Here is a 12374-nt window from a genome sequence, read left to right on the forward strand (position 1 = left end):
TACATAGTGGATTTGAACAAGAAAGGGATTAAATCATGAACCTTATCTCTGAATTTCTTTCAAAAAAATTGCCTTTGCTTATCATCTTAGCAGCTATCCTCACTTATTTTTCCCCTATTTATTGGGATGCTCCTGGCTGGGTTCCAGGTGTTCTTCTTGGAATCGTCATATTTTTTACCGGGCTTTCCATGGATATCACTGCAATTAAGGATGTGGGAAAAAAGAAAAAAGAGCTTTTTATTGCGTCAATGTTAAAGTGGACATTAACTGTAGGGGTGTCCCTCAGTCTTGCTTATCTCTTCTTTTCCAGCCGACCTGAAGTAGCGGCAGGTGTGATTTTGTCAGGGACAGTTCCAAGCGCAACAGCAGCCACTCTTTATACATTTTTGGCAGGAGGGAATACATCCCTTGTGATTGCCGCTTCCTTACTTGATGTAGGGATCAGCCCTATTGTTACTTTATTGGCGATGACAGGGCTGCCAGGAAATCAAGTAACGATATCATTTATAAGTCTTCTTCAATCGTTTCTATTCATTGTTGTTATTCCTTTGTTTCTTGGCATTATTGTTCAGCGCCTTTTCCCAAGGGCCAGAGAACACTCCAAGTCTCTGACGAGGTTTGGATCATCCGTTTCTTTGCTTCTTATCATACATACCATCGTTGGAGATGGAAAAGACACGATTGCAAGGGAAGCAGAGATCCTTCCCCTAATTGTCTTAGCTGCCTTTTTACAGGTTGTTCTTCCTATGGCGCTCGCCTACGTCCTTGCTAAGAAATTAGGAGTACAGGAAGAGGAAGCAAGAGCAGTTTTATTTCACGTCGGTTTATGCAACACAGCACTTGCGGCTATTCTTGCTTTTGAGTTTATCGGAGAATTAGGAGCTGTCCCCCCCATCATTAATATGATCATCAATCTTTCCGTAGGAGCCTTTATTGCTAACCGGCTGAGCCTGCGCCGCCCCTCTTTGGGTGCCTGGCACCCGAAAGGATTGTAATGTTTCTGTAACATAACTAAAAGGACGGGCCCGGCCCGTCCTTTCCTACAGCGATAAGATGTCTCTTATATCTTCTTCTGAGAGTGAGGTTAAATTTGTTTCTCCTGATTGAATAAGGTTGTCAAACAACGATTTTTTCTTTTCCTGCAGAGACTGGATTTTTTCTTCAATTGTTCCTTTGGTGACCATCTTCATGACCTGGACAACCTGCTTTTGTCCCATGCGGTGAGCCCGGTCCGCAGCTTGAGTTTCAACCGCAGGGTTCCACCACAAATCATATAAAATGACCGTGTCTGCCCCGGTCAAATTGAGCCCGGTCCCCCCAGCCTTCAAGGAAATAAGAAACACTTCCTTTTCTCCGTTGTTAAAACGGCTGGCCAATTCAAGCCGTTCCCTCGATGGTGTACTTCCATCAAGGTAAAAGTATGAGATTCCTTCTTTCTCGCAGGCTTCTCCAATTAAAGAAAGCATGGTGGTGAATTGGGAAAAAATAAGAATCCGGCTTTGATTTGCTAGAGAATCTTCAAGTATAGACATCAGTTCTTCCATTTTTCCAGACTCGCCTTCGTAATCATTTATAAAAAGAGAAGGGTGACAGCAGAGCTGGCGCAGCCTGGTTAAATTGCCGAGAATCTGCATCCTGGATTTTTGAAAGCCTTCTGTGCTTAACTGCTGCATTGTTTCAGACTGGATTCTCTCAAGGTAAGCTAAATAGAGTTTACGCTGTTCTTTCGTCAACTCAGAATAGCGAGTCTGTTCGATTTTATCAGGAAGCTCTGTTAACACTTCTTTTTTTGTCCGGCGGAGGACAAACGGAGCCGCTTTTCTTTGGATCGTCTCTAACGATATTTTTTTAAAATCTGTCCTGTCAGGAAAGAGGCCAGGCATAACTACCGCCATTAATGACCAGAGTTCTTCCATGCGATTCTCAATAGGTGTGCCGCTAAGAGCAAAGGCCTGGGCAGCTTTTACCTTTTTGATTGCTTTAAAGGTTTGTGAAGCATGGTTTTTAAAGGTCTGTGCCTCATCTAAAAGAAGACCTTGAAAGGATAAAGGCTCATATAAATCGGTATCTCTTCGTAAGAGAGGGTAGGAGGTAATGCAAACATCTGTGTCTGTAAGATCACTGAGCATTTCTTTTCTTTCTTCCTTACTCCCACCTATTACCTTTATACGCAGAGAGGGAGAAAACGTCTGGCCTTCTCTTTCCCAGTTATACAGAAGAGAAGAGGGTGCGACGACAAGAAAGGGAAGTCCTGTTTTCTTTTCTTCTTGTTCAGATAAAATAAAGCTTAAGGCCTGTACAGTTTTCCCAAGACCCATATCATCAGCCAATATCCCGCCAAAACCGTAATGAGACAATGATTTCAGCCATTGGAAACCTCTGAGCTGGTAATCCCTAAGCTCGGCATTCAGGGAGGCCGGGATCCTGTGCTCTGTTGTTTCCGGATGGAGAATAGACTGCACTAACGTTTCAAATGCCTGAGAGCGGTGAAACGACCCCTTTCCTTTCGCAAGTTCATCTGCTTCAAGAGCCTGATACTTTGGAAGGAGTGAAGGACCATCAGATAAGCTTTCAGGATGCATCCCTGTCCTCTCTAAAAAATGCAAGGTATCTTTCCAATGATCTTGATCCAAAGACATGATTTTTCCTTCTTTTGTTGTATGATAATGCTTTTTTTCTTTCAGTGAAGACAAAATAGACTCTATTTCCTCTCCGGAAATATCATCTGTTCGGAAACTGACTTCAAACCACTGATTAGAAGGGTCAATATCAAAAGTAAGGACAGAGTCGGGAAGCTCATAAGCAATCATCTCTTCTGCTTCGTCGGAAAGCGTAACGGTTGCATGTTTTCTTAAGTCAGGAAGGATGCGGTAAAAGAAACGTCCGATATTTTCCTCGCCGTTTAAGGATAATCTACTGCCGTTCCAATGGAAATAGGCCTCTTCAATTAATGAGACTATTTTTCGCTCTGTTTTCATGTCACGAGCAATGAGGATCTCTTGTTCTTCTCGTTCTTCAAATGGATAGATGACTTGTCTTCCGTATTGAAAAGATAATCGAGCAAGCAGCTGGCTTCCGTCTTTTTCAATGTCTACAACAGGGTGACACTTTTCTGTTTGGATGTTTGTCATAATGTTTTGGTCAAGATGGATAAGGCTGTATTTTTCTAAAATAGGAATCACGGTACCCGCTATCTTCTCAAACTGAGGCCTTGTAAGAGCCATGGAGGAGGAGCGGGTTTTCTTTATCGCTTTATATAGAGAAAAAGCAGAAAATTGGAGCTCTTCATTTACTTTGTAAAAGATTCCCTGATCCATTATAAAGTCTGTCCCTTCCAGGCTTGTTAAGATCTTAAATGAATCGGAAAGGGAAAGAACAATATAGTCATTCTCCTTTTTTACATAAAACAAAAGAGGGAAGGTTTTTTCTTTTACCTGTATAGGTATAGCCTCCCTATCTTCTTGGACATAGACTTCCTCTAAAGTGAGTAGATGGTCTATTGTCCGTTGAGAAAACATAGGAGGGATATTGATTTCATCTTTTTTCGAGCTGTAACGGTAGTGATCTTCACCGTACCAGTCGTTATGATCAGAGATTTCTTTCAGCAGCTGTAAAAACTGTCCTAAAGGCTCAGCGATATAATGTTCACTCGGATCATAAGTAAAATAAGGTGTAAAATAGTGAGTCCTTTTCTCAGCTATTGATTCAAGAAATTCTTTAGTGTTTTTCACCACATAATGCTTGCTGTTCGTTCCTGCCTTTAACCGCAAGGAAAATGACCCTTTGTTCCAGTACGTGATTCCCACATCCGGCTTAATTGTAAATTGGACTGTTAAAGGGATCTCAGGATGAAAAGAAGGATCTTGTTCATCAGTCAGCTGGGAAATAATTTCTTCAGTAAATGATTCACTCACGTGAGGATCGTAGGAAACCGTTGTTCTGTTTACGAGAGGCTCTGTCTCGTATGGAAGCATATCGTCATTTGAGACAGCATTCACAGCTTTAATCAGCACAGCAGTCATGTGCTTGCAGGTATCCATCATCTCAGCTGCCGGACAGCTGCAATGTCCTGATACCTGGCCGGTTCTATGCTCTAAAAACAAGTCAACCTCATAGATCCTCCTGCCCGCAACCTTTGCAGTTACGATTGTTTCTTCTTCTTCTGTATCTATATTAAATTTATGGACAGAGCCTTTTTGATAATAAGTGAGGCCCCTGGAGTAAATGGAAACTCCCGCCAGGTTTTTAACGTCGTCTAAGGTTAGTGGAAACATATCTTACTCCTTGAGAAGTTTGTAATTCCTCTATTATACCAAGGATCGAAAGGAGATTTCCATGCTCTTATTTCAAACAGGACTGTCTGCAGAAATTTTTCAGAAAAATGGTGAAGAAAGTTCATTTCAGAAAAGGAAAAAACATATCTATTAAACTAGCAAGAAATTGGTAAATATAATCTTTCATGCCATCTTAGTATATTACTTGTAAAATAAGGAAGTAGATTGATAGGATTAAAGGAGGGGTGGACTAAATACTTAATAAAGGGGTTAGAAGTTATGGTGAAAAAACTATCAATCTCGTTATTTGGTTTTGTATTTTTATTGATGGCCGCTCTGGCTTTTGCATTGCCGGCAGGAGCCCAGGACAGAAACTGCGGGGACTTTGATTCCGGGGCGGAAGTATGGGACTTCTGGGAATCAAATGGGTATCATTCTCAAAATGATCCACATGGCCTGGACGGTGACAGTGACGGTATCCCATGTGAAAGCCTGACTCTACCAGACTTTGAAGCAGAATTCACGGATCATGAAGAAGTCATGACTAGTACAACCGAGGAAGACACGACAGAAGATGCAACTGAGGAAGAAGAGGCAGTAGAAGAAGAGGATGCTGCTGAAGAAGCAACAGAAGAAGATGGCACAGAGGAAGAAGCATCTGAGGAAGATGCAGAGGCCCCAGCTCCGGTAAAAGAGGACAATGGTTCTGAAGAAGAGGGAGGAGCCCTTCCTGCAACAGCGACAGCTAATCCTTTCATGGTGCTTATGGGCACATTAGCTGCCGCAGGGGCTGCAGTACTGTTAACCATTCGCAGACGAGCTACTGTGTAATTTTTAAAGATAAAATAGTCCACCCTTCTGACAAACGCGGCTTTTCAGAGCCGCGTTTTTTTATATGTTAAAAAGAAAAAATTTTACTTATTTGAACCCGGTGACAAAGATGTTATGGAGAAATACCGGTTAAATCCTTTCTCTCTTGGGAATGGTGTGAAAAGAGATTGGTAAATTGACTTCAAGGAGAGAGGTGAAATGCAGCGTGAGGGAGAGAGAAGTGGATGCCCAGGTCATTGCCCACTATTCAGAATTAGGAGAAAGTCCGATCTGGGATGATGAAAAAAAGAAAGCATATTGGGTGGATATTACCGGGGAGCGGATTCATGAGTATGATCCAGAAAATGGAAAGGTTCGTTCCATCAAGACAGGACAGATGGTAGGAGCGGTAGCCCCTACTTCACAAGGAAAACTCGTAGCAGCGATGCAGCATGGCTTTTATATCGTTGATATGGAAAACCACAATTTTCACTTTCTTTCAGACCCGGAAGAAGAGAAAGCCAATAACCGCTTTAATGATGGAAAATGTGATACGGAAGGACGATTTTGGGCAGGAACCATCTCCTTAACGAGGGAGACAGGAGCGGCAGCCTTATATTGTCTCAATGAAAGGCGGAAAGTGAGAAAGATGCATTCCCCTGTCACAGTTTCTAATGGGCTGGCCTGGAACAGAGACCGGAATTGCATGTACTATATAGACACTCCTGAACAGCAGGTTGTCGTTTTTAACTATGAATTCCAGACTGGAGATATTTTTACGCCTCGGCCTGTGATTGATTTTACTGAGGAAAAAGGAAAACCAGATGGCATGACAATTGATTCAGAGGGGAAGTTGTGGATTGCTCACTTTGAAGGTGGAAAAGTAAGCAGATGGGATCCTGACACCGGAGAAAAACAGGAAGAAATTAATCTTCCTGCTTCTCTGGTAACGTCTTGTACTTTTGGGGGGAAGGACTTAAATCAGCTTTTTGTCACTACAGCCGATGTGAAGCTGACAGAAAAAGAGAAAAAAGAACAGCCTATGGCAGGGTTTACCTTTGTCATCACTCTGGCAGACGTAACCGGCCTGCCTCCAAACCGCTACCAGGGTGCATAACACCCAAGGTGCTTGTAACATTTTGAAAGAAAAAATAGATCATATGAAAGTGTTGAACGCTATTATATGACAGAGGGCCCAGGAGTCCAGGTGATTGTTTGTAGGAGGTAAGTACCTTTTTTTACTAAAAGTGACATTTCTCACTAGATATTATAAATTCTTTGCTTAAGATGAAGATAAAGGGAAAAAAAGGAGGAAAACAATGGGGATGATTCCATCTGAAGCGCTGGCTCTTGATTCTATTGGTGCACCTTTGTATATAATGCTTGAAGTAGAAAAAGAGATTGAACACCTTGCTTTAACCTTTGCCAAATCAACGGAGGAAATACCGCTGTACCGATCGGCTGGAATGTATTTTTCAATTGAAGAGCTGCAGGCATGCCAGACCTATAGCAAAAAAGATGTGATGGCAGTCATAAGAATAAACGCTTTAAAGCGTATGAAACATAAAAGAAAAGAACTGCAGGGGCAAGCGATGCCAAGCTCAAGGGATATAAAAGAAACAAACGACGTACTGGTTACAAGAGAATTAAAAAGCCCTTATGTTACAGAGATCGCACGCATGCTCCATATTTCCGAGGAAGACGTCCTTGAGATTATGGAATTTTCTTCCTGGTGCATGGCGCCCGATTCAGCTGTAACAGAAAAAAATGGTGGAATCCTTTCATAAGAAGGATTCTGCCATTTTTTATGACATTCGAGCAGGGTGCCAGGCATCGATTTTTTCTGCCATTTTGGTCATATGGGAGAGGTCCGACTTCGTGTAAAGTCTTTCAGTCCGGCTTCCGACGAGAAGAATCCCTTTTACTTTATCATTTATTTTAATTGGTACAGCAGCTGCGGCAAAAAGGTTCTCTGCAAGCATAATTGGAGATTCCAGCCTCTTATGCTCTAAATAGGGATTCTCACTATCTAAGCGAAACGGCCTTCCTGCAGTAAAGATTACACCTGCAAGACCTGAGCCATTTCTTTTGCAAATATTTTTGTATCTGTTATTTGAAAAGCCGACAGCCTCCTTCCAGCGGTGGGTGTTGCCCCCTTCCTCAGTCCAGGCAATAGCAGCAAAATCACTATTTGTCTCTTTTTTTATCATCTGTAAATCCTGTTCAAAACAAGAATTCATAAAAAGCTCTCCCTTGCTATGTCCATTATTTATGGACAGGTAGATTGCTGTGCTGCAAGAATAATTCTGCCGTTCCTGCCAAATAAGCCAGAATCATGTCTTTATCTATTAACATCCCGAGAGTTAATAACCGTTCTTTTATAGCGTTACTTTTGTTTATGCCCTCTATATAAGTGATAAATTCGTCTATGCTCATAGTCTGGTTGCTTGCTTTTAAGGTGATCAGGTAATAAGCATTTATTTGATAATGAGATAGAAAATCCATCAACATGCTTATCACTCTCCTTTATCTTGTACTCTATTCATAAGAAAAGTATAGCAATCCCAAAATAAAGGTTTTGTGATAGAAATCACTTTAAAAACAAAAAACGTAAAAAAAGAAAAGACGAGTAGGTCATAAAAAGGGAAAAGGGCAGATGATAAGAGGCCTTATTTCAAACAGGCTTCAGTCTCTGCTGTTTGAAATAAAACGAAACCTACCGCAATAGGACACCAACCTGTCCTTTCCAGGTGACGTGGTTTTATGTAAGCAAGCAAACAAAAAACAACGAAAACCTTCTAATGGGACTGATGATCATACCCAACAGAAGGTTTTTGTCGGTAAAGACTCGAACATTGTAAAAGGTAACTTCTGAACGCGGGGAAAAGAAACAGCAAGGAGGGAGAGTAATATGGTTCAAGCGCTTGTTTTTGACGCATACGGAACTCTTTTTGATGTACACTCAGTGGAAAAGAAGGCAGAACAATTATTTCCGGGAAACGGAAGGGAGATAAGTGAAAGATGGAGGCAAAAGCAAATTGAATACACGTTTTTACGTCAGCTTATGGGTATCTATGAGCCGTTTTCAAAAGTCACCACAGACAGCTTGCGGTATACGTGTAAAGAATTAGCGCTTGAGTTAGGTGAAAGTGACGAGCAGGCATTACGCAATGAATATCTGAATCTAGCCGTCTTTCAGGAAGCCAAAGGAGTGCTGGAAGAGCTGAATGATTATCAGCGTGTGATTTTTTCCAATGGCTCCCGGGATATGATTGAGCCTCTTGTCAGCCAATCTGTGATTTCTTCTCTTATTCACAAGATTATCAGTGTAAATGATTATAAACATTATAAGCCCGTTTCGGCTTCTTACCAGTCAGTGCTCAGAGACTTGAAGGTAAAAAGAGAAGAAGTACTATTTGTCTCTGCTAATGGCTGGGATGTAATTGGAGCGTCCACCTTTGGGTTTCGCACCGCCTGGGTGAACCGCAAGCACTTGCCCCTGGAAGAGCTTGACGTAAGACCTGATATAGAAAGTAATGATTTGACAGGGATTTTAAAGCTATTAAACCATACTGACTGATGGGCGTGTATGATGTCGGGATAAGGCTAGTGGCCCCTTCTATAAGCGAGATCGGAGTCTTTGAACCAGCAAAGGAAAATATGAAAAACAAAGAAAAAAGAAAACATCAATCATATAGATGATTCTCCACACATAACTGAAAATGTTAAATGAGTGATAGGGGTAGAAGCCAAGATGAGGCTGGCTCATCCATCCGGTATAAAAAGACCATTCCCAGGTTGGTAAAGAGCTGTTTGTCATAGGAAGCAATAATAAATGGAGAGAAAAAAATACAGCTGTGTGGAGGTAAAACCATTGCTGCCGTTTTTGTTCGGGCTGAATTTTTAGAGAAAATGGAAGATAAGTTTTCCAGGAAGTATCTCGGTTTTCAAATTTCTGTTTCATATACCCATCCAAGCGTGAAATGTATGATTTTCCAAAAGTAGCCGCATAAAAAATAAAAAGGAGCATGAGTACCTGGGTAAAGGAAACTTCTTGATTTATATAGTAATCGACTCCTACTAAATAAAGTTGAAAGGCAGTTAATGCAAGAATACTGACAATCGACACACGAGTAAGAAATCTCGATGAAAGAAAGTAGCGGCTGTAAAACAATGCCATGGCAGTTCCCCATGTCAGGACTTCGGCAGCGAGGAAAAGCAGCCACCCATATTCATAAAAATAATCCATAACAGCCCCCCTTACATTACCTCAATGTATGTCCAAAAGGGGCTAGTTATGACTAGCGGGTCAGACTGTAATGGGGCACTCAAACAAAAAAGAGGACGTCCTCAAATATGTTGGGACCTCCTCTTATCATTTACTGTATGGTTAATTCCTGGCCGGGGAAAATTACGTCACTTTCTATATCGTTGTGGGTCTGCAGGGCGTGTACTGTCGTGCCTTCTGACTGAGCAATGCTATAAAGGGTATCCCCGCTTTCGACAATATATACCGCAGACTCTGGTTCAGCGGAAGGTTCCTGGGCCTCAGCATCTGCTATTGGTTCCGGAGGAAGGAGAATGTCCTCTCCAGCAATAATATAAGTAGATGTTCCCATAGAGTTTTTATTTTGGATTTGCTCGACCGTTACTCCGTATTGCTGGGCTAACGAATAGAGCGTGTCTCCGGGCTTCACTTCATAAGGTTCACTGCACGCGCAGGCATCGGAAGCGTTAGCGGATGAAACAAAAAATAACAATGCAAAGAAAGAAGCTGCTGCCAGTTTAATTGATTTCATTACGTATTCCTCCTTTTTTCTGGATACATCCCCTTTCCCGGTTTTTTTGTTTTTAAAAGCACTGGGAGGAAAAATAAACCAAAGGTAGTGCTTGCTTATAGCTTTTTAAAGAGGTATTACCTAGAAGAAATGCTCAATTATAAAATTTCACCTACCATAATAAACAATTATTTTAAAAAAAGAATCATTAACAAAAGGGACGAGGTCATCTTCCATTGAAAAATTATCGCGAAATTTCTTGTGTTATTTTGTCAAACGAATAATGTTATATTCTGTTTTAATCAGGGAATAAGAGAGCTACCAAGAAGAATATTTTGAAAAATAGGAAGGAGTTATTATTATGTCTGTACTATTATTCAAAAATAAAAACGTTATCGTGGAAGGTAAGGTCATTGAGCACACGGTGCCATATAGAGAAAAGTTTTATCAGCTCCAGCTTGGCGGAGGAGCGATTTATGGAAAAGGAAAATTGGTACCGGGAACTGTGGAACTTGAATTTGTCTCTGGAATTGAAATAAATCATAATGATCAGTGCGAACTAATAATCGAAGATAGAAAAGTTAACCTTCGGATCAAAAAAATTTCGGCTTTAGTGTTAGATAACGGAGATATTGAATACAAGGTAGAGGGTACTTATATGAGTTAAAGCATCCAAAGTAACGTAATGAGAATAGTGCAGGCGTAATGCCATAATAAGCCCTTGATTTCTTAAAAGAAACAAGGGCTTTTCAGCATGGCTACGACTCTATGCCAACAAGTACATACTCTTTCTGCTGGTTGAGCTGCTCTTTTGCAAACCTGAGTAAGTAACTGGCTCCGTTTTTCACTGGCTGGAAGCTCGTTAAGGAACAGACAGATTATGTCTGAAGTTATAATAGCAGCCCAACCTCCCCAATCAACTTGTTTTCCTCTGAACTCATTATTTTTTATTTTTTCCAAAAGGAGGCTAAATGCTTTGTGGCCTTCTGGAAACCATGGGCTTATCTTCTTAGGAGTATTGCCGCTCCAATTTCCCCCTTTATATGAGAAAATGCTGTCATCTAATGTACCGATATAAACATCTAGTAACATAAGTTTCCCCCTCCTTATGCTACCTGCCTCTTAAGTAAAGAAAAAGGTAATCTGTTCTGAAACATTGCCTTCCTCCCCCACGCTTCTAAATTTTTGTTTGAGTGCGAATAAAGGAAATGTAACGAAGTGGAAGTGATCACAGAAATTATATTATAATGAAATCCGAGCTTAGAACTTACCTATACATAAAACTCTACGTTAGGATGATATAACATGGCAGAGGAAATTACCCTTACCATCGAGAATCAGCAGGCAGGAAAAATGAAAGGCGGTTATCCTTTGATAACAAAGGAAGCCATTGTTAATATACAAGACCTTAAGGAAGAGGGTTCCTTGATCCGCCTTGTAGATGAAAGAGGAAATTTTATTGGAAGAGGCTATTATGGACGGCAAAATAAAGGGTATGGCTGGGTGCTTACTCGAAAAGAAAAGGAATTCATTGATTTTAATTTTTTTGAAAAAAAGATCAGTTCAGCCTTAAACCAAAGAGCGATATTCTTTGATAAAGATGATACAACAGCATTCCGCGTGTTTAACGGGGAAGGTGATGGGATTGGCGGGCTTACGATTGATTATTATGATGGATATTACGTAATAAGCTGGTACAGTGAAGGAATATATCAATTTAAAAGTACAATCCTCCAAGCTCTTGAGAAGCTTGTAGAATATACAGGTATTTATGAGAAGAAACGGTTCAATACAGAAGGGAAATACATTGAAGATGATGATTTTATAAAAGGGGAGCGGGGCGAGTTTCCTCTTATAGTAAAAGAAAACGGTGTCAGCTTCGCCATTTATTTAAATGAAGGCCCAATGACCGGTATATTTCTTGACCAAAAGGAAGTGAGAAAAAAGATTCGAGACAAGTATGCATCGGGCAAAACCGTATTAAATACGTTTTCATATACGGGCGCATTTTCCGTGTACGCAGCTCTTGGGGGAGCAGAAAAGACAACCAGTGTGGATCTTGCTAACCGTAGCCTCCCTAAAACAATAGAGCAGTTCAGTGTAAATGGCATCGACCATGAAGCGCATGAAATTAAAGTAATGGACGTATTTAATTATTTTAAATACGCGGTAAAAAAACAATTGAAGTTTGGTATGGTTATCCTTGACCCCCCAAGCTTTGCACGCTCAAAAAAGAATCGCTTCAGCGCAGCAAAAGATTACAAAAATCTAGTAAAAGATGCGATAGCTATTACCGAAAAAAATGGCATGATTGTAGCTTCAACTAATTACAGCGGCTTTGGAATGGAAAAGTTCAAAGGATTCATTGAAAAAGCATTCAAAGAAATGGGCAGAAAATACAAACTAGAAGAGGAATTTTCATTGCCTTCAGACTTCAAAACAACAGCGGATTTTAAGGAAGGTAACTACTTAAAAGTGGTCTTTATTAAAGTAACTAAATAATTAATTACAG

The 12374-nt window shown here is 40.7% G+C and carries 13 protein-coding genes; 7 read left to right on the forward strand and 6 right to left on the reverse strand.

Annotation, left to right across the window (positions count from 1 at the left end):
* The first annotated feature begins 35 nt into the window (after nt 1-35).
* Entirely contained in the window at nt 36-995 is a 960-nt protein-coding gene (locus CEF17_RS06010) for a bile acid:sodium symporter family protein (protein WP_100398728.1), read from the forward strand.
* 45 nt (nt 996-1040) lie between these two features.
* Here the strand turns inward: CEF17_RS06010 and CEF17_RS06015 are convergent, their stop codons facing one another.
* Nucleotides 1041-4274: a DEAD/DEAH box helicase gene (locus CEF17_RS06015; RefSeq protein ID WP_100398729.1), complete on the reverse strand. Its 3234-nt coding sequence runs from the start codon at nt 4272-4274 to the stop codon at nt 1041-1043.
* A gap of 279 nt (nt 4275-4553) precedes the next feature.
* Between CEF17_RS06015 and CEF17_RS06020 the strand changes: the two genes are divergently transcribed.
* The 3 genes from CEF17_RS06020 to CEF17_RS06030 all read left to right on the forward strand — a co-directional run bounded on the left by CEF17_RS06020 (nt 4554) and on the right by CEF17_RS06030 (nt 6871).
* On the forward strand, nt 4554-5105 hold the full coding sequence (locus tag CEF17_RS06020) for an excalibur calcium-binding domain-containing protein (protein ID WP_100398730.1): 552 nt from the start codon (nt 4554-4556) through the stop codon (nt 5103-5105).
* 205 nt (nt 5106-5310) lie between these two features.
* Nucleotides 5311-6201: an SMP-30/gluconolactonase/LRE family protein gene (locus CEF17_RS06025; protein WP_157842944.1), complete on the forward strand. Its 891-nt coding sequence runs from the start codon at nt 5311-5313 to the stop codon at nt 6199-6201.
* A 202-nt stretch (nt 6202-6403) separates the two neighbouring features.
* On the forward strand, nt 6404-6871 hold the full coding sequence (locus CEF17_RS06030) for a hypothetical protein (protein ID WP_100398732.1): 468 nt from the start codon (nt 6404-6406) through the stop codon (nt 6869-6871).
* Between the two features lie 18 nt (nt 6872-6889).
* Here the strand turns inward: CEF17_RS06030 and CEF17_RS06035 are convergent, their stop codons facing one another.
* Together CEF17_RS06035 and CEF17_RS06040 are read right to left on the reverse strand one after the other, a co-directional pair.
* Complete coding sequence (locus CEF17_RS06035) at nt 6890-7324, reverse strand: GAF domain-containing protein (RefSeq protein WP_100398733.1); 435 nt, start codon at nt 7322-7324, stop codon at nt 6890-6892.
* A 25-nt stretch (nt 7325-7349) separates the two neighbouring features.
* Nucleotides 7350-7595 (reverse strand): hypothetical protein, encoded by a 246-nt coding sequence (locus CEF17_RS06040; RefSeq protein WP_100398734.1) that lies wholly within the window; start codon nt 7593-7595, stop codon nt 7350-7352.
* 400 nt (nt 7596-7995) lie between these two features.
* On the opposite strand from CEF17_RS06040, the gene CEF17_RS06045 reads away from it, so the two are divergent.
* On the forward strand, nt 7996-8664 hold the full coding sequence (locus CEF17_RS06045; protein WP_100398735.1) for a haloacid dehalogenase type II: 669 nt from the start codon (nt 7996-7998) through the stop codon (nt 8662-8664).
* 39 nt (nt 8665-8703) lie between these two features.
* On the opposite strand, the gene CEF17_RS06050 is transcribed toward CEF17_RS06045, so the two are convergent.
* Both CEF17_RS06050 and CEF17_RS06055 read right to left on the reverse strand, forming a co-directional pair.
* A complete protein-coding gene (locus tag CEF17_RS06050) occupies nt 8704-9333 on the reverse strand; it encodes a hypothetical protein (RefSeq protein WP_100398736.1) in 630 nt (209 codons plus the stop codon).
* Nucleotides 9334-9463: 130 nt separating this feature from the next.
* Entirely contained in the window at nt 9464-9883 is a 420-nt protein-coding gene (locus CEF17_RS06055; protein ID WP_100398737.1) for a muramidase family protein, read from the reverse strand.
* Nucleotides 9884-10223: 340 nt separating this feature from the next.
* Between CEF17_RS06055 and CEF17_RS06060 the strand changes: the two genes are divergently transcribed.
* Nucleotides 10224-10529: a hypothetical protein gene (locus CEF17_RS06060; RefSeq protein ID WP_100398738.1), complete on the forward strand. Its 306-nt coding sequence runs from the start codon at nt 10224-10226 to the stop codon at nt 10527-10529.
* Between the two features lie 62 nt (nt 10530-10591).
* Here the strand turns inward: CEF17_RS06060 and CEF17_RS06065 are convergent, their stop codons facing one another.
* On the reverse strand, nt 10592-10954 hold the full coding sequence (locus CEF17_RS06065; RefSeq protein ID WP_100398739.1) for a hypothetical protein: 363 nt from the start codon (nt 10952-10954) through the stop codon (nt 10592-10594).
* Nucleotides 10955-11167: 213 nt separating this feature from the next.
* On the opposite strand from CEF17_RS06065, the gene CEF17_RS06070 reads away from it, so the two are divergent.
* Nucleotides 11168-12364 (forward strand): class I SAM-dependent rRNA methyltransferase, encoded by a 1197-nt coding sequence (locus CEF17_RS06070; RefSeq protein WP_100398740.1) that lies wholly within the window; start codon nt 11168-11170, stop codon nt 12362-12364.
* Nucleotides 12365-12374 lie beyond the last annotated feature (10 nt).

This window comes from Bacillus sp. FJAT-44742 (assembly GCF_002797315.1).
Classification (GTDB): Bacteria; Bacillota; Bacilli; order Bacillales; family Marinococcaceae; genus Thalassorhabdus; species Thalassorhabdus alkalitolerans.

What these genes read in the sequence shown, in the direction of transcription:
- CEF17_RS06010 (WP_100398728.1), top strand. Translation starts at nt 36, where the DNA reads ATGAACCTTATCTCTGAATTTCTTTCAAAAAAATTGCCTTTGCTTATC.
- CEF17_RS06015 (WP_100398729.1), bottom strand. Translation starts at nt 4,274, where the DNA reads ATGTTTCCACTAACCTTAGACGACGTTAAAAACCTGGCGGGAGTTTCC.
- CEF17_RS06020 (WP_100398730.1), top strand. Translation starts at nt 4,554, where the DNA reads ATGGTGAAAAAACTATCAATCTCGTTATTTGGTTTTGTATTTTTATTG.
- CEF17_RS06030 (WP_100398732.1), top strand. Translation starts at nt 6,404, where the DNA reads ATGGGGATGATTCCATCTGAAGCGCTGGCTCTTGATTCTATTGGTGCA.
- CEF17_RS06035 (WP_100398733.1), bottom strand. Translation starts at nt 7,324, where the DNA reads ATGAATTCTTGTTTTGAACAGGATTTACAGATGATAAAAAAAGAGACA.
- CEF17_RS06040 (WP_100398734.1), bottom strand. Translation starts at nt 7,595, where the DNA reads ATGTTGATGGATTTTCTATCTCATTATCAAATAAATGCTTATTACCTG.
- CEF17_RS06045 (WP_100398735.1), top strand. Translation starts at nt 7,996, where the DNA reads ATGGTTCAAGCGCTTGTTTTTGACGCATACGGAACTCTTTTTGATGTA.
- CEF17_RS06050 (WP_100398736.1), bottom strand. Translation starts at nt 9,333, where the DNA reads ATGGATTATTTTTATGAATATGGGTGGCTGCTTTTCCTCGCTGCCGAA.
- CEF17_RS06055 (WP_100398737.1), bottom strand. Translation starts at nt 9,883, where the DNA reads ATGAAATCAATTAAACTGGCAGCAGCTTCTTTCTTTGCATTGTTATTT.
- CEF17_RS06060 (WP_100398738.1), top strand. Translation starts at nt 10,224, where the DNA reads ATGTCTGTACTATTATTCAAAAATAAAAACGTTATCGTGGAAGGTAAG.
- CEF17_RS06065 (WP_100398739.1), bottom strand. Translation starts at nt 10,954, where the DNA reads ATGTTACTAGATGTTTATATCGGTACATTAGATGACAGCATTTTCTCA.
- CEF17_RS06070 (WP_100398740.1), top strand. Translation starts at nt 11,168, where the DNA reads ATGGCAGAGGAAATTACCCTTACCATCGAGAATCAGCAGGCAGGAAAA.